19 protein-coding genes, 1 tRNA gene and 1 pseudogene are annotated in these 20,528 nt (G+C 41.0%); 10 read left to right on the top strand and 11 right to left on the bottom strand.

Annotation, left to right across the window (positions count from 1 at the left end):
- Positions 1-113: 113 nt before the first annotated feature.
- Together merA and OXIME_RS07130 are read right to left on the bottom strand one after the other, a co-directional pair.
- Positions 114-1,544, bottom strand: coding sequence for a mercury(II) reductase (gene merA / locus OXIME_RS07135; protein ID WP_393971155.1), 1,431 nt, complete (start codon positions 1,542-1,544; stop codon positions 114-116).
- Positions 1,541-1,774: a heavy-metal-associated domain-containing protein gene (locus OXIME_RS07130; RefSeq protein WP_393971154.1), complete on the bottom strand. Its 234-nt coding sequence runs from the start codon at positions 1,772-1,774 to the stop codon at positions 1,541-1,543. Before OXIME_RS07130 ends, merA begins: the two co-directional genes overlap by 4 nt.
- Positions 1,775-1,920: 146 nt before the next feature.
- Between OXIME_RS07130 and OXIME_RS07125 the strand changes: the two genes are divergently transcribed.
- From OXIME_RS07125 to OXIME_RS07110, 4 genes are all read left to right on the top strand, one after another.
- Positions 1,921-2,301: a winged helix-turn-helix transcriptional regulator gene (locus tag OXIME_RS07125; RefSeq protein WP_393971153.1), complete on the top strand. Its 381-nt coding sequence runs from the start codon at positions 1,921-1,923 to the stop codon at positions 2,299-2,301.
- Positions 2,302-2,558: 257 nt separating this feature from the next.
- Positions 2,559-3,608: an aspartate-semialdehyde dehydrogenase gene (asd, locus tag OXIME_RS07120; RefSeq protein WP_393971152.1), complete on the top strand. Its 1,050-nt coding sequence runs from the start codon at positions 2,559-2,561 to the stop codon at positions 3,606-3,608.
- A gap of 1 nt (position 3,609) precedes the next feature.
- Positions 3,610-4,524, top strand: coding sequence for a hypothetical protein (locus OXIME_RS07115; protein ID WP_393971151.1), 915 nt, complete (start codon positions 3,610-3,612; stop codon positions 4,522-4,524).
- A gap of 82 nt (positions 4,525-4,606) precedes the next feature.
- A complete protein-coding gene (locus OXIME_RS07110; protein ID WP_393971150.1) occupies positions 4,607-4,798 on the top strand; it encodes a 4Fe-4S binding protein in 192 nt (63 codons plus the stop codon).
- Positions 4,799-5,620: 822 nt separating this feature from the next.
- Here OXIME_RS07110 and OXIME_RS07105 read toward each other — a convergent pair.
- Positions 5,621-5,791, bottom strand: a complete 171-nt coding sequence (locus OXIME_RS07105; RefSeq protein ID WP_393971149.1) for a hypothetical protein — start codon at positions 5,789-5,791, stop codon at positions 5,621-5,623.
- A gap of 117 nt (positions 5,792-5,908) precedes the next feature.
- On the opposite strand from OXIME_RS07105, the gene OXIME_RS07100 reads away from it, so the two are divergent.
- Together OXIME_RS07100 and OXIME_RS07095 are read left to right on the top strand one after the other, a co-directional pair.
- A complete protein-coding gene (locus tag OXIME_RS07100; RefSeq protein WP_393970714.1) occupies positions 5,909-6,184 on the top strand; it encodes a hypothetical protein in 276 nt (91 codons plus the stop codon).
- Between the two features lie 88 nt (positions 6,185-6,272).
- Positions 6,273-6,764: pseudogene (locus OXIME_RS07095) on the top strand (transposase).
- A gap of 68 nt (positions 6,765-6,832) precedes the next feature.
- Here the strand turns inward: OXIME_RS07095 and OXIME_RS07090 are convergent.
- The gene (locus OXIME_RS07090; RefSeq protein ID WP_393971148.1) at positions 6,833-7,987 is read right to left on the bottom strand and encodes a citrate/2-methylcitrate synthase; all 1,155 of its coding nucleotides are present in this window, start codon (positions 7,985-7,987) and stop codon (positions 6,833-6,835) included.
- A gap of 139 nt (positions 7,988-8,126) precedes the next feature.
- Here OXIME_RS07090 and OXIME_RS07085 point away from each other — a divergent pair, with 139 nt between their 5' ends.
- On the top strand, positions 8,127-8,504 hold the full coding sequence (locus OXIME_RS07085) for a NifB/NifX family molybdenum-iron cluster-binding protein (protein ID WP_393971147.1): 378 nt from the start codon (positions 8,127-8,129) through the stop codon (positions 8,502-8,504).
- Positions 8,505-9,781: 1,277 nt separating this feature from the next.
- Here the strand turns inward: OXIME_RS07085 and OXIME_RS07080 are convergent.
- The 6 genes from OXIME_RS07080 to OXIME_RS07055 all read right to left on the bottom strand — a co-directional run bounded on the left by OXIME_RS07080 (position 9,782) and on the right by OXIME_RS07055 (position 16,486).
- Positions 9,782-9,856 (bottom strand) — tRNA-Glu (locus OXIME_RS07080).
- A gap of 78 nt (positions 9,857-9,934) precedes the next feature.
- On the bottom strand, positions 9,935-10,999 hold the full coding sequence (locus OXIME_RS07075) for an mRNA surveillance protein pelota (RefSeq protein WP_393971146.1): 1,065 nt from the start codon (positions 10,997-10,999) through the stop codon (positions 9,935-9,937).
- Positions 10,986-11,462 (bottom strand): Mut7-C RNAse domain-containing protein, encoded by a 477-nt coding sequence (locus tag OXIME_RS07070; RefSeq protein WP_393971145.1) that lies wholly within the window; start codon positions 11,460-11,462, stop codon positions 10,986-10,988. Before OXIME_RS07070 ends, OXIME_RS07075 begins: the two co-directional genes overlap by 14 nt.
- Positions 11,455-12,012 carry a UbiX family flavin prenyltransferase gene (locus OXIME_RS07065; protein WP_393971144.1) on the bottom strand — a complete coding sequence of 186 codons (558 nt, stop codon included), beginning with the start codon at positions 12,010-12,012 and terminating at the stop codon, positions 11,455-11,457. Before OXIME_RS07065 ends, OXIME_RS07070 begins: the two co-directional genes overlap by 8 nt.
- 113 nt (positions 12,013-12,125) lie before the next feature.
- Positions 12,126-12,686 carry a hypothetical protein gene (locus OXIME_RS07060; RefSeq protein WP_393971143.1) on the bottom strand — a complete coding sequence of 187 codons (561 nt, stop codon included), beginning with the start codon at positions 12,684-12,686 and terminating at the stop codon, positions 12,126-12,128.
- Between the two features lie 59 nt (positions 12,687-12,745).
- Positions 12,746-16,486 carry a hypothetical protein gene (locus OXIME_RS07055; protein WP_393971142.1) on the bottom strand — a complete coding sequence of 1,247 codons (3,741 nt, stop codon included), beginning with the start codon at positions 16,484-16,486 and terminating at the stop codon, positions 12,746-12,748.
- A 166-nt stretch (positions 16,487-16,652) separates the two neighbouring features.
- On the opposite strand from OXIME_RS07055, the gene OXIME_RS07050 reads away from it, so the two are divergent.
- From OXIME_RS07050 to OXIME_RS07040, 3 genes are all read left to right on the top strand, one after another.
- Positions 16,653-17,669: a type II glyceraldehyde-3-phosphate dehydrogenase gene (locus OXIME_RS07050; RefSeq protein ID WP_393971141.1), complete on the top strand. Its 1,017-nt coding sequence runs from the start codon at positions 16,653-16,655 to the stop codon at positions 17,667-17,669.
- 1 nt (position 17,670) lies between these two features.
- On the top strand, positions 17,671-18,648 hold the full coding sequence (gene radA, locus OXIME_RS07045) for a DNA repair and recombination protein RadA (RefSeq protein WP_393971140.1): 978 nt from the start codon (positions 17,671-17,673) through the stop codon (positions 18,646-18,648).
- Positions 18,649-18,898: 250 nt separating this feature from the next.
- Positions 18,899-19,414, top strand: a complete 516-nt coding sequence (locus OXIME_RS07040; protein WP_393971139.1) for a regulator — start codon at positions 18,899-18,901, stop codon at positions 19,412-19,414.
- Positions 19,415-19,434: 20 nt separating this feature from the next.
- Here the strand turns inward: OXIME_RS07040 and OXIME_RS07035 are convergent, their stop codons facing one another.
- Positions 19,435-20,526 carry a 5-(carboxyamino)imidazole ribonucleotide synthase gene (locus OXIME_RS07035; RefSeq protein WP_393972263.1) on the bottom strand — a complete coding sequence of 364 codons (1,092 nt, stop codon included), beginning with the start codon at positions 20,524-20,526 and terminating at the stop codon, positions 19,435-19,437.
- Between the last annotated feature and the right edge of the window lie 2 nt (positions 20,527-20,528).

Raw genomic sequence — 20,528 nt, 5'->3', positions numbered from 1 at the left:
TAGGTTTAGCATTATGCACTCTATCATTTAATCCGTTTCCTTCTATATCATTCACTTCCGGGAAAAAAAGTCTTTCCCATTAAATGGAAAAATGCCCATAAAAAACGTCATACTTACTCCATGCAGCAGCTCATCTTTGAAAGGTCTCTTGTGAACGACTGGGCTGTAAGTTTTATACCTTCGGCTACTGTTGGGAATATATGGCTATTTTCAACCAGGTCCCTGAATGTAAGGCCATATTTTATAGCGTAGACACCTTCAATTATGAATTCAGCAGCATAGGGGGAAAGGGCATGAACACCCACTACCTTCTCAGTTTCAGAGTCGACCACGATCTTGAAAACACCATGATCCTCCCTGAGTATTCTCGCCTTTGGTATGAGATCAAGTGGAACAACTCTTGTGTTTGCCTTTCTTCCTGTTGCGTTATACTGTGATTCAGATAATCCCACGGATGCGATCTGTGGTTCCGTAAAAACAGCCCATGGAACCAGTTGCAGTTTTACTCTCTTTTCATTGCCTGAGTATATGTTGTAGGCGGCTATGGAACCCTCACTGGCTGCAAGCGTCTCCAGTTTGTATCTCTGATCAACAACATCCCCGGCGGCATAGATAAGTGGGTTTGATGTTTTCATTGTTTCATCTGCAGATATACCTTTCTCTGAGTACTGGACTCCAGCCTTTTCAAGGCCAATATCTGCCACATTTGGCGTTCTTCCAGATGAAACGAGTATTTCATCTGCCTCTACCTCTTCTTTTCCCAGATCAGACTGCATTTCAACTACTTTTTTTCCATTGCGGGAATAGACTCTAAGTACCTTTCTGCCATTCATGAAAACAATCCCTTCAGACGCCAGTATCTCCATGAGTCTCTCCCCTATCTCCTCCTCAATTCCCGGGGCAACTGAGTTATGCTCCTTTATGACGGTAACATCTGTGCCAAGTCTCTGCAGCGATTGCCCTATTTCAAGCCCTATAAAACCTCCCCCCAGTATTGCCAGATTTTTGGGAAGATTGTTAAGATCCCAGACTGTATTGCTTGTTATGTATCCCGTTTCTTCGAGACCCTGTATTTTTGGTATTTTTGCGGAAGAACCGGTTGCAATTATAAAGTTATACCCTTTCAGTTTTTCAGTGTGTTGATTGTTCTTTACAATTATGGTTTTGTTGTCCACAAATTGAGCTTTACCATCATATAAATCAATATTCCCATAAGATTTCACGACATTCTCATACTTGGAGATTCTCTCTTCTCTAACCGCCCCGCGAAGAGACTCCATAAGTTCCCTGAAATTTATGGAATTTCTCTGAGGTTCAATTCCGGGATATCTGGGATGAGACTGTATATGTGCTACTTTGGCCGCCTCTATAAGATACTTGGACGGAACGCATCCAACGTTCACGCAGGTTCCCCCAAGTGGACCATAACCTATCATGGCTATTGTCGCCTGTCCGGATGTTAACTCACTGGCTTTGATTGCGGCTGAGAAAGCTGCGGCTCCCCTTCCGAGGATTATGAGATCATATTCACTTCTCAAGATCACTCCACCTTTCTAACCTGTGCCTTGTAGTGTGATTTTTCGCCGAAAACCGGTATCCTGGAAAGATCATCAGGCTTTATTTTGTTTTCGTCAACTAAAGCAGATGCAGTGCCATCTTTCAGTGACACAGAAATCTCCCAAGCCCCTGCTTCCTTAAGCCCTTGGCTTACCGTTCTCACGCAGTCATCGCAGGTCATTCCAAACACACGCAGTGTTACTTTTTTTGATGCCATGGAACTCAATCATAAAATCTTATATATACCAGAAACTAAAGAAAAGTTTACCTGACCTGAATCAGACCATTATTTTTTCATAACTGATCATCTACCAAAAAAATGAAAAGGGATTTAGCTATATATCCAGTACTGGAATAACAAACATGAATATTGAAGAAAGGGAGAGGGAAAGGACAAAGAAAAGGGGGGACATATGCATGATCAGAAGCGAAGATGGCATCATATGCATAGATCCGGCACTTCCCATTTTCTCGCAGATAGGTAAAAAGTATACCATGCTTATCCTGGCAATTCTTGAACATGAAGGGTTGAGGAAAAATTTCAACGAAATACTTAGGAGTATTCCACATTCAAGTTCAACAATAATCTCTAAACGCCTGAAAGATCTGGAAAGCATGAAGCTTATAGTTCGAACAGAAAGCAGGGATAGCGTTACCTATTCACTTACCCAGAAAGGGAAGGCAGTAATCGATTCCCTTATTCCATTCCTTAAGGTCTCCGAAAAACTAGAAGATATAATCTAAAAGATGACAGTGTCAGTTCATCTCCATGCCATAAATATAGTTTCCTTAAAAGGGTGTAATGCACATCGCAGCGTGATTGAAATATAAATATTTATTTTGCATAAAAGAAATTACTGCAGGGAATATAATAGCAGCTAATTTCTAAATAATCCGGCATAATCGGAAACCTGTCTCATGCTGTCAATTGGATATCTGCAGTACGCTTACGAATATGCAAATTTCTCTCTGTTGTACGGGATGAGTAAGGCGGTGGTGTGATGGAAAAGAGGAATGCCGTTATATTGGGTGCAAGTGGACTTGTTGGCCAGAGATTCTGCCAGATGCTATCCAATCATCCGTATTTCAATGTCATCGGTCTATTTGGCGGATGGGCAAGTGACGGAAAGAAACTTTCGGATGTACTGAAACTACCCGATTACTGTATACCTCAATCCGATCTTCTCAGCGAAACAATAAACCAGCTGGATATTGAAAAGGTAAAAAGAATTGACCCGGATATCGTGTTCAGTGCCCTTCCAAATGATCTCGCAATGGAAGCCGAACTGGAACTGGCATCACACAGTATCCCAGTATTTACCAACGCTTCGGCAAACAGGATGAGGGATGATGTACCGCTTGTGGTCCCAGAGGTAAACAGCGAATTTCTTGACATTGTAACAGAAAAGGATGGCTATATTGTGGCGAACGGTAACTGCAGTTCCATAGGTCTGGCACTTTCCCTTAAGCCCCTGTTAAAGTATGGGATGAGGGATGTAAATGTAACCACATTCCAGGCGGCGAGTGGAGCAGGTTATCCAGGAATACCTTCAATGGACATAATGGACAATATCATTCCATATATCAGGGATGAAGAAGAAAAGATGGAAAAGGAAATACCAAAAATGTTTGGATCGCTGGAATCTGGCAGGATAAAGAATTCAGATGTAAAGGTTAACCCCACATGTGTCCGAGTGCCGGTGAGAGATTCCCATCTTGAGGTTGTTAGTGTAACAATCCATGAGGAAGTTACCGTTGAAGAGGTATCGGAAGCATTCATGAACTTCAGATCCCATCCTCAGGAGATAAATCTTCCTTCTGCTCCTGAAAAGCCTTTAATACTGAGGAAGGAAGAAAACCGCCCTCAGCCTTATCTGGATTCTATGGCTGGCTATCCGGTTCGTGCCAGAGGCATGGCAGCAACAGTGGGAAGATTAAAGATATCTGGAAAGGTGATAAGATATGTCACACTCTCCCACAACACCATAAGGGGGGCCGCTGGAGGTTCAGTGCTAAATGCAGAACTTATGTTTAAACGGGGGATGGTCTGAAATGGAATCTGGGGACATAAGGGTGATGAAATTCGGCGGATCCTGCCTCGCAGACGCAGAAAATCTTTCAAGAGTTCTTGACATAATATGGGGAGAAAAGAACTGTATTGTCGTTATGAGTGCTTTCAAAAGCGTTACGGATACCATCAGGAGTTTTATTTATTGTGATGGGGGAAACATAGATGTGAGAGGACTTTCCAATTTCCTTTCAGAAAGGCATATGGCAATTGCGCGTTCATTACTTACCGGTCCACATCTGGCAGAATTTGAAGAAGGCCTGAGTTCATGCCTTGACCTGATAAAATTATATGTTTTGACCATAACAGAAGACCCAGCAAATATTGAAAAGCATTCGGCTTTTCTTCAGAGCTTCGGTGAGAAAATTTCTGTGCTTCTGGTGGCTGCAGCTCTGAGGCAGAAGGGTCTGCCTGCAGAAAAGTACTTTGCAGACTCTCTGGGAATAATAACCAGAGGGGGGCATCTTAACGGAACTGTATCAATGGAGGAAACAGCAGGAAATATCAGGAGGCCACTGACAGAAGCTGTTTTTGATGGTAAAATTCCAGTTGTCACAGGATACATTGGGAGAAACGATAAAGGTGAAACCACCCTTCTTGGAAGGGATGGCAGCGATTATACAGCCTCTATCGTGGCATCATGCGTTGGATCAGTCAACCTCATTCTGTGGAAAGATGTTGACGGTATAATGAGCGGTGATCCGAAAAGCAGCAGTTCATGCTCTATTCTTAGGGATATCACTTATGATCAGGCTGAAAAACTTTCACTGGAAGGTGCAAAGGTGCTTCATCCACTTGCGGTTTCACAGGCAGAAAAATACCTTGTCAATATTAGAGTAAAAAACTTTTACTACCCATTTTCTGAGGGTTCTCTGATTCATAGGGCATATACCACATAACGCTGACCTTTAAACCAGCATTCTTATTGGCTGGACTTATGAAAAGATGAAATAGTTTTATATGCATAATTCTATGATTCTCTTGGAAAATGGAATCAAAGAAGCACCCAGAAACAAATTGATCATGGACAGGGTCATAATTGAAACTGAAAGGTGCATAAATTGCGGTTTCTGTGAAATTGTATGCCCCACATACGTTGCTTCAGGGTATGATGCAACTCATAGTATTCGTAAAAGGGTGCAGCTGGCAAGGGCAATCTGCAATGATGTATGAGGAAAAATTCTGTAAGTTTCAGGTATCAGGGTGAAAACGGCATTGACTGTGAGATTATCTTCGTCTAGAAAATAGAACATTTCGGGTAAAGAAGCATGGGTGTGTTTTTAAGTCTGCATATGAAACTACGGGAGTTATTTCCACAGAATGTAAAATGTATATAAATTATAAACTCTATGTTTCATTTATAAGGGAGGTTTAACGCCATGCTTAACCTTTTCAGCACTCAATGTTTTGGTAATGTTGTATTTTCAGGCAAATTCCATTACTAAAGTTCTTTCTTCCAAATATCTTAAATTTTTTCTGGATAAATAAGGCGTTCTGTTGTTGAAACAACAATATGTATTGGATAGATCAATGGAATAATTTGGTTAATAGGCCTTGCGGTTAAAATCGCCGTGTAACCACTTAATTTAAAACCGGATTTAAAGTCTGACTTAACAACACACAATATATTTCAGGAATGCATTGAAAACCTTACAATCCATTGAAATGCAGTGTCTGCTTGTAAATTATGGAAAAAAGAAAGTCAATTGACGAATATTTGAATCGTAAATTTTATAAACATCCCATGGTTTATTTTGACAATGAAGGGGGTGAAGGTTCTGGAAAAAGGAAAGTATGAATGTTCAATGTGTGGGGCAGAGCACCAGAGGGAAATAGACGCCATACAGTGTGGCTGCGGCTACGATTAATTATTTTTAATAAAAAACTCACCCTACAATATTTGTGATAGAATAGTAATGGGTATTCCATTGCATTTTCATGTACTAAAAAAAATTGATAGAAGACCTATAATCAACCACCATACCGTATTTTCTCTCAAAGATCACCCTCACTCCAAATAACCTTAGAATAGATGCCCATCTTGACCATGAGGAAAACTGCAGATGGCAGCGTCATATCTGCAGTAAAGAATACTGCATCTTTGATCATATGAAGGAGAGAGTATGTAGGGATCTGGACAGTGGAGTATATCATGTATGCATTCATGACCATATACCCAGAGTGAAATGAACTGATCATGGAAAGCTTCAGGCAACACCTCCACGGTGGGCGAAGCATTCCCGGTTTTCAACACGTTTTACCCTTGTATATATCATGAAAAACATGGACATCAAGAACTCTGCAACTATCCTCTGGTTCACATGGAATCAGGCACATGGGATCATGAAGAGATCTGTGGATTGGTGTATTGAAAGAAATTTATCCATACATGAAAGCATGGGAATAGATGAAAAATCATATGGGAAGTATCTTCGCTATATCACGGTTATATATGATATCGACAGATCCGGAGTGGATCATGTGGAATTTGACAGGAAACAGAAATCCCTTGATCTATATTACAAAAGCATTTGTGACAAAGCGCTTGATATGAGATGAGTATCCATGGATATTTAACATCAACTTGTAGCATCTACAAAATTACATGACACAGATGCTGAATCAAAGATGGTATTGATTCCACATAATGAAACACATGAATTCAGCGGTTGATGACGTTAGAAGATCTGAGTCCAGGATTGCAGATGCAAAGTATATACTGAAGAAGACAAGATACATATGGATATATTCTTAAGAAAATTTACCTGAAAGATACAGAGAAAGATATGAAGATCTAAAGAAATATCATCTTAAAACAGCAAGGGAATATGCCATTAAGGAGAATCTAAGGGACTTCTGGAATTCAAGCACTCAAGAGGAGGTGAGATCATTCTGGAATAAATGGTATCAGCGGGCATTGCATTCCAGGCTTACACCAGTGAAGAGGGTAGCAAAGATGATGACGAACTATCTCTAGGGAATACTTTCATATTTCACACTTCACATCACAAACGCAATAGCAGAAGGCATTGGATCTAAGAAAGCAACAATCCAGAAGATGGCCTATGGATACCGGAATAGGGATCACATGAAAACAGCAATATACTTCCACTGTGGAGATCCCGACATGGGGTTCTGATATTCGCAGAATAATATATATCCCAAAAATTTGTGGAAAAACGAAAAAGAGAAGTTATTTTTACAACTTCATCTCTTATCTATTGGCACATATTCTATATCTAGTTTTCCAGTGTAATTGTCAAGAGGCCTGAAAAGCCTGTTGTTCTGCCAGTATTCAAAAAGATGTGCAGTCCAGCCCACCACTCTTGCTGCGGCGAAGACAGGAGTAAACAGATCAGATGGTATGTTTACCGCAGTGTATAATGGACCTGAGAAGAAATCAATATTCGGCCATATCCCTTTTGTTTTGCTCAGTTTTTCCTCCATTAGCTTCTCCGATCTCAGGGCAATTTCCAGCAATCTCTCAATGGTGGGATCTGTGGTCTTTGTCATGAATGTTTTGAGATAGTTGTAAACAATTTTGGCCCTTGGATCGTAAGCTTTGTAAACTCTGTGACCGAAGCCCATTATTCTCTGCTTCCCAGCCAGTGCATCCTCAATATATGTTTCTGTGTTTTCCGGATTTCCAATTGCTCTCATCATGTTCAGGGCAGCTTCATCTGCTCCACCATGCAGAGGTCCTCTGAGCGTTGATATGCCTGCAACAACTGAGGCGTAGACATCGGCAAGTGTTGATCCCGTAACAAGAGTTGAAAATGTGGAGGCATTGCTTCCATGCTCTGCATGGAGCATAAACATCAGATCCATAAGTTTTGCCGATTCGCTGTCAGGTTCTACTCCGTTGAGCATGTAAAGGAAATTAGCTGCGTGTGAAAGGGTTGACGATGGTGCTAAAAACGGTTTTCCTCTTTTGTATCTGCCAATCATCGCCACTATGGTTGGAAGTTTGGCCGTGAGCTTTATTGCCCTCTCCAGATTTGCTTCTACGCTCTTGTCATTCATATCCACATCAAAAGCGGGAAGAGCTGAGACACATGTCCTGAGAACATCGTTGGGGTGCATCCTCCCAGTAAATGTCCTAATTATGTCTGCAATCGATTCGGGAACTTCTCTTTCCGAAATCAGCTTCTTTCTAAAAGTCTCAAGGTCTTTCTTTTTTGGAAGATTGCCGTAAAGGAGAAGGTATGCAACCTCTTCGTAATTCGATTTATCCGCAAGGGTTTCAATGGGGTATCCTCTGTACCAGAGCTTGCCATGCGCACCGTCTATCTGGCAAAGTGTGGTATTTGCTATGTATATTCCTTCAAGTCCTTTGCTTATAGTTACGTTGTTATCTGCCATGCTACAGGTACGGTTTCCACATAATTATATGTTTACTTCCATCATGTTATCGGCAGAAACATCCCACAGGTGATCATATTTATATGGAATTTTTTACAATTTCCTTGAAAAAATTTTTGGGTAACAATATTGTACCACATTGGCATTAAGGGTTATGAAAATTGCATTACCGGAAACCGGTGGAATTGTAAGTGGTCCCGGGGAGGCTGAAATGGTTCGCATTTATGAAACAGAACCTTCAATATCTATAATTGAACAATACGAAAATCCTGCACTCACCGCACCTTCTGCAAGGGGGATATGGATGTTGAGATCGGCACTTGACAGGGGGGCTTCAACAATCATCGTATCAGGCATAGGTTCACATGCGTTTGAATTCCTGGAGGGGAAAGGAGATCTCTATATAGCTGCAGGTATGGGCATAGAAGAGGCGGTTGAAAATTTCAAATCAGGAAAACTTCCCAAACTGGATCATCCAAATCATCAGTCAGATCACAGTCACAACAATGAACAATGAGGCAATGTCAAAATTTACCTAATTTCTACCCATGATCTCTCTACAGCCTTTAAGGTCAAAATAGCACAATGGAGAATTTCACTATATTAATGAACCTAAAGTACCTCTGACTAACGCATGTTGCTTTATTCGACTGAACCTGGGGTTTAAGCTCTCCATATGAATTCTATCTTATTTGCACTTAATCTCTATGTTGTTTTCCAGTCCTTTATTTCAGCCACATTCAATAAAAACATGTAAATAGTATTGACACAAGTATAAACGCATATGTCATTTCTCTATACCGTTCCGGATTCATTTAGAGACACATACCTGAAAATAAAAGATGAACATGGAAGAGAAGGTATCAAAGTAATTTATATAATGACGAATGGCTATTATTTTTATCTATGTTCGTCAAACTATGTAAAGCGAATACCTACACACTTCTAAGCTTTTCATATTATAAAGAATATCATGAAAAAAGAATATGATTCTGTCCAAATGCGTGTTTCGCGTGTTATCACATGAGTTGAACTGACAATACTTAAAACGAAAATGAAAGTTGAAAATAGAAGATGGGTAAGTATGGCGAGATCATACAATTAATTCTAAATAATTTTGAAGAGGTGCCCATTTAAGGGGAAACCGAGAAGCAGGATGTCTCTGAATGTTCTTTGCACCTCAGGTTCCGTCAGTGAGAGAGTGGAAAACATTTACGAGAGTCAGTGAATAAAATTTTCCTATGACAATATGGGTCATAGAGAAGATCTTCTGTTGACTGATCTGTGGGATCACTCCTGCAAGACATCCAGAAGGCGCGGGAAGAGGCAATGCAGGCTGGCAATCATCTCCACTAAATTAGGATTTAATCAGTACCTGCATGATGCATACTGTAGGGCGGCTAACAGGTTGGAATCAATGGTTGCACAATGGGATAGTTGTTTTTCGGCAAGTCCTGCATGAAGGTGGCCGAACTTGTTCCGGTGGTAGCTTTCTGGTGCTTGAGGACGAAAAATTATGTTAGTTCTTGCCGAATTCACGGACTGGATGGTCAAGGAGATGCAAAATTGTAACAATGAAGGCAGGGTTGAATTTCCATCTGCATATGTCAAGACACACATGCGCAAGGGATATGCTGAAACATGGTGTATCCGTATACTATGTATAAAGGCTGCTTAGCCATAAGGATATGTTGCCGACACAGATCTATCTGTATCATTCCCAGAACGCTGCAGTACAGGAGGCGAAAAAAGTGGGGTTCTTTACAGGCAGAGTTCCAGTTTAAGTAGAATTGATGCTCCGACCGGGATTTGAACCCGAGTCGTCGGCTCGAAAGGCCGAAATGCTTGACCGGACTACACCATCGGAGCGTTCCTGCGTATAACGTTAGAAATTATATTTACCTTTTCATTTCAAAAATTATGAGGTATATGGGGAATTATTGAAAATTATGCATTTTGAAAGTCCTGATCAGGCAGCTTGTATCTCAAGATTCCACAATATCCTCCAAAGCTTTTCACAACATTTCCGGGATCGCTGTGAGAGCTGAACACATGTACATTTGAACCGGAACTCTTCATTTTCTCCAGTATTCTCCTTCCCTCATCTGTCTTGAATGCATCTTCCGAGAGAAGCAAAGTTTCTATTGCACCGGATTCAATGGCCTTTTCAACCATTTCCTTCCCATAAACGGCGAGTTCATTGCCTTTAAGATTCTTAAGGAAAATTTCCAAAAGTTTCTGTTCTTCAGCTAGCCTCATGGAAGAAAATATGCTCTCGCTGTCCTTGGATGCAAGGAATTCATAAATCGCTGCTTCGTCGGATCTGTTGGTTGGGAATGTGACAATTTTAACATCAAGTGACTTTTGCCTTGCCTTCAAATATTCAGCCAGAGACTCCCTGGTAAACCCCTGCCCCAGAATCAGAAGGAATTTCCCTGTAACAGATTTGCTGATAAGTGTTTCATATATCTCCTGGAAATAGTGATCCCCTTTTCCCGATGATGAATAATCCTTTCCGGATTTCCCTGATCTGATCCTGGCAACAACCTGAATGCCATAGTTTCTCAGGACGGATATTACAGCTTCCTCATCGTCAAGACATATTATGTGATATTTTACCTTGTAAAGCCCCTCTGTAGCCTCAGTCAGCATTTTTCTCTGCTGATCCGACCACGAATCTTTCTTAATGTATACAGTATCCTCCAGTCCCAGCTGGAAAGAATGGTGTTCGCCAATAATGCCTTCATCTCCTTCCACAATCTTTCCCAGAACCTTTAGGTTGCTTGAGAACTCCTGGAAATGTATGATCTCAACTACAATTGTCAGAGTAACGGGCTTTCGCTGTGTTTCCTTTGACCTGGTCATATCTTCCTTCTTTTCCACCCTCCTTAGAGTGGTCATTCTAACAAGATCTCCTGAAGTAATTATATTCTGCAGATACCAGAGATCATCCAGGTCTTGTATGTAAAGCGCCATGAATCCATCCTCTTTCTCCTGTTCAATGATTTTCATTAGAAATAATCTCCATTATTGACCTTAGTTTTATTTCAATGCTCTTTCTGTGCGTTCCATTCCAGTAAATTTTGTGGCAGTTTCTGCACACATTTACTTTCAGTCCACGATGGGCAACACTTTTTGGTACGGTGAGTCCACAATATGGGGGGTCGACAGGATCCAATATTCCGTTGCAGACAGTGCATCTTGTAAAAAATTTTGAAGGCTGTGGTGGATATTTCCTCAAAAACTCCAGAAGCTGTTCATCAGATCTATGGCTTTTTATAAGTAAAGAATGATCTGATCTCAATGAAAGTTCCCTGTCTCTAGTAATAAGTATCCTTCCGGATTTTGTTATCTTAACCAGAATATCTGAATCTCTCATTGTTGAATCTGTATAGCACGTGTCAAATCCGCATATCCTGATCCATCTGGAAAGTTTTCCAAGCATTGCATCCGCTAAGAAAAGATATTCATCCACTCTTCCACCTTTTCATAAGGCTGTTTTCAATCCCCATCAGATCTAGTATCCTTGAAACAACAAAATCTACCATCTCTTCCGAGGTTTTTGGTCTATTGTAGTATCCCGGTACTGCAGGGGCAACAATAACTCCGTCTCTGGAAAGCTTTACCATATTCTCCAGCACTATGGTGCTGAGAGGCATCTCCCTTGGAACAAGAATCAGGCGTCTTCTCTCCTTCAATGCAACCGCTGCTGCCCTTGTAATGAGAGTATCGGAAATTCCGGATGATATCTTACCAAGGGTTGAAATGGAACACGGCACTATTACCATTGTGTTGAACCTGAAGCTTCCAGAACTGATCCTGGCAGCAATATCCCTGTCATCATAGATATACGGGGCCAGGCTTTTAATGTACTCCATTGTATAATCAGTTTCCAGTTCCAACACCCTGAATGCACTTTCAGATACGGCAAGGTGCACTTCATAATTCCTGAGACTCTCCAGTAGACGTATTCCCAGTATGCTCCCTGACCCGCCAGTAATCCCAACAACATAAACTTCTTTCATATTTGGCACCTGCGTGTTGATAAAAGAACATTACTGCTGTTTATTTTAGGGTTGGGTTATAAGGGAGAATACGGTTGAAAGGATCAGGCAATAATGATTTCTGATTTGAGAATTTAGCGTTTTCTGTTGAACACGAAGTATAGTATAAATGTCACGGCAACTATCCCAACCACTATTGCTATGTTCCTCTCGGTAACAGCCATGGGCTTTATAGCTGGAGTGGACCAGGAGAATCCCGGATAAGCCCCTGCATCAAGGGCTCTGATATTTGTGTAGCCGCTGACCTGGGAGGAATCATTTGCCACTACCCAGAATGCCTTTGTCATGTTGGCCACTGTTGGGGAACCTATGTGGGAGAGTGCAACGACAAGTGAACTGCCATATATGTTCAAACCTGTATAGGATAGATCAAAAATGATAAGGTCCTGTGTTGCGTTTGCACTCCAGTTATATGTAACAATTGTCCTGTTGTCCAATACGTCTGTGATAAAGTTATTCCAGTCCGTTGAAGATATGGTGTATTTTTTAACATTGTGGTAGTAGTAGTTTATGGATGGCAGAGTTGAAGGGGGTGCTGAAAGAGGTGGAGTTGATGCATAAGCAGCAGGCATAATAAATAGCCCTGCAAGGATAACTGCCAAAATAATGCCCGTTAAATATCTTCCTCTCTCCATTGGATTATCAACTACTCGATTTGGGTCAATGCAAACAGGTAATATAATTCTTTTGCGGATCAGCGCTTCCTTATGTAAAGGTTATTGTCCAGATCCCTATCAAAGGATATTTCCCCAGCCGATGCCAGTTTCCATACAGCCTTCTTAACGGCAGATCCAGGTATACCCATGTTCTTTCCAGCCTTTACAACCTCTTTTACTGATTTTCCCCTATTGTTTAAAACCAGATCAATTCCAGATTTCAGCTTTCTTCTTATCCTAAAGGTTCTCATTGTAAATATGCCGGCTACAGACACTAGTGCCGCAATTTCTGGAATCCATCCCACAACCAGTACTCTTTTATTTACTTCAAGCATTTTTCCATTGTAGTAGACAATCAACGTAACGTTGCTGTAGCCATATGGAAGATTCAGGTTAATCGTGCTTGAATTTCCCTCGTACTTTCCGTTAAGATACCATGCAAACTGCAGATTATGGGAATAATTCCCCATTTCCAGGCCCTCCAGCCGTGCAGAGTTTCCAAAAATGTTAATTCTGATATCTGATCCTGTTATCCTGTCATAATATTTTACGGAAACATTTTCTGGTTTTGAGGAATTAAAGTTGCCGCACCTGTCCACTGCAGTCAGGAAAAAACTGTAATTCCCGTTCTTTGCAAAATCTATTCTTATAGTTCCTGAATCGTTTGCAGCAGGAAGTGCTTCCGTTATGTTATTCTCATGCAAGGTCAAGTTAACAAGAGGCACACTATCATTGATTTCATAGTTTAAACTGGTGAAATTGCTATAAACAAGTTTCACGTTGGATATATGCATTGATAACGCGGGCGGATTATAGTAGAAATATATAACCATTTGAGAACTGGCGTGGTTGCCGCTCCTGCTGTAGGCTGTGAAATGTATTGAATATACTCCTTGCCCTGCACTCAGATTAAAAATCTTTCCTGTAATACTTTCACTTTTCAGTAAAATACCGTTTTGTGTGATATTTGCAGAATAATCTAATCCTGCGGCGATATTAAAGGGCAATTCTATGCTGGTCCGGTTTGTGTAGGTTGTTGTGGGGAACGATGGGAATTCTGGAACTGTATTGTTCACTCTTATGGAAAAAACCGTGGAATTTAAAGTACCGCTCTGGCTTTGAGATCTTATGAGGAATCTGTAAATGCCATTAAAACTGTATGTAAAGTTCCTTCCTATTGCTATCTGGACACGGGAATTTCCATGGAGGCTTAAAAAACTGGTATTATCCGGAAGAAATCCCTCAACTGCAATCTCTGATGTAATGTTGGAAGCAACAACCATATGAAAAGTGGAATTTGGGGAATTTCCATGGAACGAATAGTATGTCTCATTTTCTGCTTGTATTATAATCTCCGGCCTGTACGTTATTACGGTTATATTGGATATTCCGAGAACTATGCTTATGCCGTCACGTAACTGTCCATGCATTACAACTGAATAATTGCCATTGGGTAGAGACACATTCAGTTGGTCCGACTGGGTGATAAATGTCTCTTCAATATCTCCACTGAATTTTATGGAATACTCTGTTGTATTTGCAACCGGAACCCACTTAATGCTTAAATTGTCTGACGAAAGGTAGTTCTGTGAATTCAAATTCCATGAAAATCCATTGACGGTTTCATTCATCACATTGAAAACAAAATATCTTGTAAAATTATAGTCCAGATCATCCTTGATGAAGACAGTAACATTCAGGACACCGGTAAAGTTGTAAAGTTTTGGGGAGATAACGAAGCTACTGTCATAGTAGGTTTTGGTTTGGTTAAGAAATGTAACATTGACATAATCCACTGGTACAGAATCAGTTACGGTAACATTGAAAGAGGCATTCTGTGGTATATAAGAACCGGAGGATGGGGTGATATTGACATAAGGAATTCCGTTGTCAACAATGAAACTGTAATTGAAGTAAAAACTGTAACCGGCAATGTTATGGATCAGACTTTTTAGCACCTTGTCACCGCTTCTCGCAGCTGAAAGATTAAAGGGCAAAAAATCTCCTTCACCAGTAATGAATGTCCTGTTTCCAAGGGTGCTTGTAATGGTGTAAGGAACAAAGGAAGTTACATTGAATATAAATCCCTCGTCCTTATAAATGGCTATTCTGTTAATCCTATCATGGTAGTCTGAGAAATAATCTGCATCAACATGATATATGGTGATTCTGTCACCGGCTATATCAACACCAAATGTTCCATTGGATGAAAAATAAACGGCTTCAATTCCAGAAGGTAGGTCAACATCCGTGTTATAAGTTCTATTGCCAATGAGAATAAATGTGCAGGTTCCGTTGCTTAACAGAGTGGAACTGCTGCCGGAACTTAGGGCGCTGAAACCTCCTGGGATATAGTAAACTTGCCCGGAAGGAGTAAGAAGATCACTATCAAGGATGAAGCCGTCTGGCCGGATCTCCATCATGGATCCATAATTGCCTTCAACGTAGCTAACCAGCTTAAATTTAACCCAGTAATTACTTAAATTGTTCTGACCGATTACTGAAAAGGAAAGTGACGGTAGTCCAACCTTATAGTCAACTATCCTCATGCCATCTGTTGAAGAAAAATAGAGTGAATCATTGCCCTGTGATACTGTCATAACAGTATATCCGTCCGGAAGTATGTGTGTTGAAAGTATGCCTCCTGATTCAGATGTATTAATTACATAAATGTAACCGGAAGAATTGTAGAGGATAGTGGTGTTGGAAACAATAAGGGAACTGAATCCCGAAAAATCCCCACTGAAAGTTTTATTCTCAACTGCAAGCGTCAATGTGTCGATGTCCTGAACAATCAGGCTTCCGTTCTGAAACCATAAAACCTCATATGTATGCCCATACTGGAGTGTCTCTATATATTGAAAACTTCCCATCGTATACCGGGATATGATATATGAAAGGTGTTCAAAGTAATTGTACCCCTCTATTGATCCATTTTCCAGAACATAAATTACAGTGTTCAGAGGTATATCCAGGAAAGGATGAGTCTGGTTCCCTCCATAGGATCTATTCTCTGAACTTATTATGCTGTAATTTGAAATATATTGGATGTTTCCTGCAGTGTTTTCCGGCAATTCTGTGTCGAGGTTTTTTTCAACCGTTATGTTGTATACGTAAATTGCCGAAATCAATCCACCAAAAAGAACAGAGACATTGCTGTTTTTCTCCGTTGTTATGCCGTTAAAAAACATGGGAAATGAAATATGCCCTGTATTTTCATTCCTTAGTTCAAATGTCATTTCTCCAAGTGACGGATCAAATGAGGCACTTGCCTTATATATATCATTATGCATCGGTACGATTGATGAAACGGTCCCATCCCTAGATGTGTTGAAAACAGAGCACATGCTGTCGTTCTTTACACCAAAACTGTACTCAAATGCATCTGCGCCACCTTCCATAAATAGGATGTGGTCGAAGCTGTATAGTTTGGGACTGGAATCATTCCACATAAAGTAAAAGGAAAGGGATACCGGCATTGAATAATTGATCTGCATATCCAGGTAGGATCTGACACTATCACTTGATGAGACAATGTGAAGGGCGTTTCCGTAAGAGGTACTCTTAATGTAATAGGCGAAATTGGGAGTATTATTCACTGTTTTAAAATCTACCCAGCTGTTTCCTACCGGTATGGATCCGACAGAAAGTGAAGAAAAATCATAGAAACTATTAATTTGCGGTATTGACGCAGCCAAGGGTCCCTGTAGTGATCCCAGTGCGGCCGGCGTTGTGATAAGAAAAATACCAATTAGTACAATTAATGTACTTTTATCCATAATGACCACAAGTTCACAATATTGAAAATATTTTCCATGTAAGTATACTAAAAATCCAAGTAACACTGGTAGGACATATTGATGAAAATCTGTATTATACATCATTTCACTCATTTTGCAAAAACATGGAATATCTTTATAATATGAGAAAACATAGTAAGCAGAAATGATCAAGGTCGGTATAAACGGCTACGGAACTATTGGCAAAAGGGTGGCATACGCCGTATCACTCCAGAGGGACATGACAGTAGCTGGTATTGTAAAATCCAGCCCTGACTTCATGTCCAGGATAGCCAGCAGGAACTTCAGGATATTTGTGCCGGATAAAGAAAAGGTAAAACTGTTTCAGGAGGCCGGGATAAAAACTGAAGGAACCGTGGATGATCTCATGGGCGATTCTGATGTTGTGGTGGATGCAACTCCTGAAGGAATGGGAAGGAAAAATAAACAGTTATACGAAAAATTTCATGTGAAAGCCATCTTCCAGGGCGGAGAGGACCACAACACAGCGCAGGCCAGCTTCAATGCATATTCCAATTATAATGAATCATGGGGCAAGGACTTTGTCAGGGTAGTTTCGTGCAACACCACTGGTCTTGCAAGGACGCTTTATCCTCTCTCAAGTGAAATTGGAATTGAAAGCGTCAATGCAACGCTGGTAAGGAGAGGAACTGATCCAAATGACCATAAAAAAGGTCCCATGAACGCAATAGAACCCAGCCTAAAGATTCCATCACATCATGCCCCTGATCTTAAGACTGTTCTGAGTATAGGAGAGGTCAATACAGTTGCAATGAAGGTTCCAACAACCCTAATGCATGTGCATTCAGTACAGGCTGTATTGAAGAGAGAAGTTAAAGCAGAGGATGTGCTTTCATCATTCTCAAGCTACAAGAGAATCTTACCGGTATCAGGAAAGGACGGAGTCTATTCAACAGCGCAGATCATGGAGATGGCAAAAGAAAGGTCTCTGAACAGATCAGACCTTTATGAAATAGCCGTTTGGAAAGAATCTGTGTCGGTAAAGGGAAGGGTTGCAAGCTACATTCAGGCTGTTCATCAGGAGAGCGATGTAATTCCTGAGAATATTGACGCAATAAGGTCAATGTTTCAGCTTTTGGAAAGAGATAAATCAGTCAGCACTACAGATGAAACTATGGGCATAGGAAGAAAGGTGTATTAATTTGGCAGAAACAAAAAAAATAGAGGAAGGAGAAGAGAAAATAACAATTGAAGATTTGCCGGGAGTTGGAGAAGCCACTGCTGAGAAATTGAGAGAAAACGGGTACGACGATATAATGACGCTTGCAGTAGCGTCTCCCAAGGATCTTTCAGAGATAGGGGGGATTGCAGAAGGTGCGGCTGTGAAAATAATAGCTGCTGCCAGGAAGTATGCGGACGTTGGAAATTTTGAAACTGGTGAGGAGATACTTGAGAGAAGGAAATCAATCAAGAAGCTTACAACCGGAAGCAAGAATCTTGATGATCTTCTCGGCGGTGGTCTAGAAACACAATCAATAACCGAATTTTTTGGTGAATTTGGGTCCGGGAAAACACAGATAATGCTCCAGCTTGCTGTGAACTCAACCCTCCCAGAAGAAAATGGAGGGTTCGATTCCGATGTGCTCATAATTGATACTGAAAACACCTTCAGGCCAGAAAGAATCATCCAGATGTCAAAATATAAAGGACTTGATCCCGATACTGTCCTGAAGAGGATTCATGTGGCAAGGGCTTACAACTCCCACCACCAGATACTTCTTGCGGAAAAGGCAGCAGATCTTTCCAAGGAATTTGATATAAAGCTTCTTCTTGTAGATTCCCTCACATCCCACTTCAGGTCTGAATACATGGGCAGGGGATCACTGGCAGAAAGGCAACAACTCCTTAACAGGCACATGCACGATCTCCTTAAATTCGGGACAATAAACAATGCAGTCATAGCAGTCACCAATCAGGTTTCAGCCAGGCCTGACATATTCTTCGGTGATCCAATGACACCTATAGGGGGAAATATAGTCGGCCATACCGCCACCTTCAGGATATACCTTAGGAAGAGCAAGGGTGGAAAGAGAATTGCCAGGCTCATTGATTCGCCCTATCTGCCCGAAGGGGAAACCGTAATCCAGCTTTCGGAAGATGGAATAATGGATGGTTCCTGATAGTCTAACATTCTGAAAACAATTTTTTTACTTCATATTATATTTTAGCTGAACCTAATTTACTAATTTTTATGAATCATCTCATTGCAAAATTTTTCATCTATCAGGCGCTCTATTAAAAAATGAAACTCTGTCATTGATAGGAAAAACTCAGATGCATAAAATTGTGGGATCTTAACGCAAGTGCAATCTAGAATCATTCAATCTGGGAATAGAAACATTTTTGTTTTAAAATCCCATTGTTAATTATATGTGGGAATACTTGAGGAACAAATTTTACGGTTATCCATCCCAGATTAAAGTTGTAGAAAAGATTATAAGTCTGGGACTTAGCGTGTTTCCCAACCTGGATGGTCAAGGGTCCTTACGATGCGACAATATTGACATCACTGCGGCCTCATTTGCAAGATCACTATCAATTGACAGAAGAGTTGTACTGGAAGTTCTGAACAAGATTGTTTCCGATCCAGCTCTCAGGGAATTTTTCCAGAACCTCAGGCCAGTCGCAAACCTTGGAAAGGTAAGTTCCAATATGGGCCTGGGGGTGATAGAGATAGTGCCGGAATCTGCCAGCAAACCCGGTATCATTTCAGCTATTGCATCGATAATTGCCAGGGAAAATATTAGCATCAGGCAGGTAATAGTTGATGATCCTGAACTTGTACTGGATCCAAAGGCGCTAATAGTGACAGACAGTAAGATACCGTCTAACCTCCTTCCGGAAATGAAGAGCGTCCCCGGAGTAATGGCAGTTGTAATTCTCTGATATTTGTCTAATTGGAAAAATTACAGGTAGTTTTCCAGGCCATCCGGATAAACTAGTTCCATTGTGGATGAGATCTTTTCCCTGAGTTCATCAACAGTTTCAGCAAGAAGGTTAACGTGCCCCATTTTCCTCTTTCTTCTTGCATCATTCTTTCCGTACCAGTAAACCCTGGTGCCACTGTTACTTAGAAGCCTATTGAGGAGATCAGAATCAAGTCCTCTTCCTATTATATTTACTATGCCACTAGGTCTGATCAGGTTTGCGTCTGGAACAGGGAGGTCAAGTACTGTCCTGACATGCTGCTCAAACTGTGAAATGGAGGATCCTGACAGAGTGTGATGTCCTGTGTTATGCACCCTTGGGGCAAACTCATTTATCATGACATGGTCGCCTTTCAGGAAAAACTCGACACCTATAACTCCTACATATTCCAACCTGCTCAATAGACGGGAGGTTATCTCCATCGCCTTCCTGTTTGGAAAAGGGGCATAATTGTATGCCAAAATTCCTGACTGGTTGTAATTGAAGGATGGAGTGTGCATCACAATCTTCCCACTGGAATCCCTGGATCCTATTACGGATATCTCACAGTCGAAATCAATAAGTTCTTCCACAATGCACTTTCCATGAATTTCCACCTTTTCAATATCATCTTCATTCCTGACATAAATCTGCCCCTTCCCATCATAGCCGCCAGAAGTGTATTTTATTACTGATTTCCCAAAGTCGCGGCACGATCTTCTTGCTTCGGAGGTTGTTTCCGCAACAGTAAAAGGTGCAGTGGGGAAACCTCCTGAAACAAAGTAATTCTTCTCAAGCGACCTGTCTTTCTTCAGATTTACCGGCAGAAGGCCAGGTCTTAATTTATCCTGTTCATCTGCATATTCCAGCCCGTCTTTCCTTACATTCTCAAATTCATATGTCACAAAATCGCATTCATCCACAAACTTTCGGTAATCATTAGGTCCCATGTAAAAATCGCAGATTGCTGCTGCGGAACCCTTTTCTCCGGAATCCATCACACCAAATTTTACAGGAAGTTTTCTTCCCTCCTGTATCATCATCCATCCAAGTTGCCCGGACCCCATAATCCCAAGTTTCAGGTCATCCATTG

Source organism: Oxyplasma meridianum (genome assembly GCF_038024865.1).
Taxonomy (GTDB): domain Archaea; phylum Thermoplasmatota; class Thermoplasmata; order Thermoplasmatales; family Thermoplasmataceae; genus Oxyplasma; species Oxyplasma meridianum.
The sequence above is the reverse complement of the archived record's forward strand: the minus strand, read 5'-3'. Positions and strand labels throughout refer to the sequence as shown.

Excerpts from the sequence above, each read along its gene's own strand:
- OXIME_RS07130 (WP_393971154.1), bottom strand. The coding sequence starts at position 1,774 with ATGGCATCAAAAAAAGTAACACTGCGTGTGTTTGGAATGACCTGCGAT.
- OXIME_RS07125 (WP_393971153.1), top strand. The coding sequence starts at position 1,921 with ATGAATATTGAAGAAAGGGAGAGGGAAAGGACAAAGAAAAGGGGGGAC.
- asd (WP_393971152.1), top strand. The coding sequence starts at position 2,559 with ATGGAAAAGAGGAATGCCGTTATATTGGGTGCAAGTGGACTTGTTGGC.
- OXIME_RS07115 (WP_393971151.1), top strand. The coding sequence starts at position 3,610 with ATGGAATCTGGGGACATAAGGGTGATGAAATTCGGCGGATCCTGCCTC.
- OXIME_RS07105 (WP_393971149.1), bottom strand. The coding sequence starts at position 5,791 with ATGAATGCATACATGATATACTCCACTGTCCAGATCCCTACATACTCT.
- OXIME_RS07100 (WP_393970714.1), top strand. The coding sequence starts at position 5,909 with ATGGACATCAAGAACTCTGCAACTATCCTCTGGTTCACATGGAATCAG.
- OXIME_RS07090 (WP_393971148.1), bottom strand. The coding sequence starts at position 7,987 with ATGGCAGATAACAACGTAACTATAAGCAAAGGACTTGAAGGAATATAC.
- OXIME_RS07075 (WP_393971146.1), bottom strand. The coding sequence starts at position 10,999 with ATGAAAATCATTGAACAGGAGAAAGAGGATGGATTCATGGCGCTTTAC.
- OXIME_RS07065 (WP_393971144.1), bottom strand. The coding sequence starts at position 12,012 with ATGAAAGAAGTTTATGTTGTTGGGATTACTGGCGGGTCAGGGAGCATA.
- OXIME_RS07060 (WP_393971143.1), bottom strand. The coding sequence starts at position 12,686 with ATGGAGAGAGGAAGATATTTAACGGGCATTATTTTGGCAGTTATCCTT.
- OXIME_RS07055 (WP_393971142.1), bottom strand. The coding sequence starts at position 16,486 with ATGGATAAAAGTACATTAATTGTACTAATTGGTATTTTTCTTATCACA.
- OXIME_RS07050 (WP_393971141.1), top strand. The coding sequence starts at position 16,653 with ATGATCAAGGTCGGTATAAACGGCTACGGAACTATTGGCAAAAGGGTG.
- OXIME_RS07040 (WP_393971139.1), top strand. The coding sequence starts at position 18,899 with ATGTGGGAATACTTGAGGAACAAATTTTACGGTTATCCATCCCAGATT.
- OXIME_RS07035 (WP_393972263.1), bottom strand. The coding sequence starts at position 20,526 with ATGGATGACCTGAAACTTGGGATTATGGGGTCCGGGCAACTTGGATGG.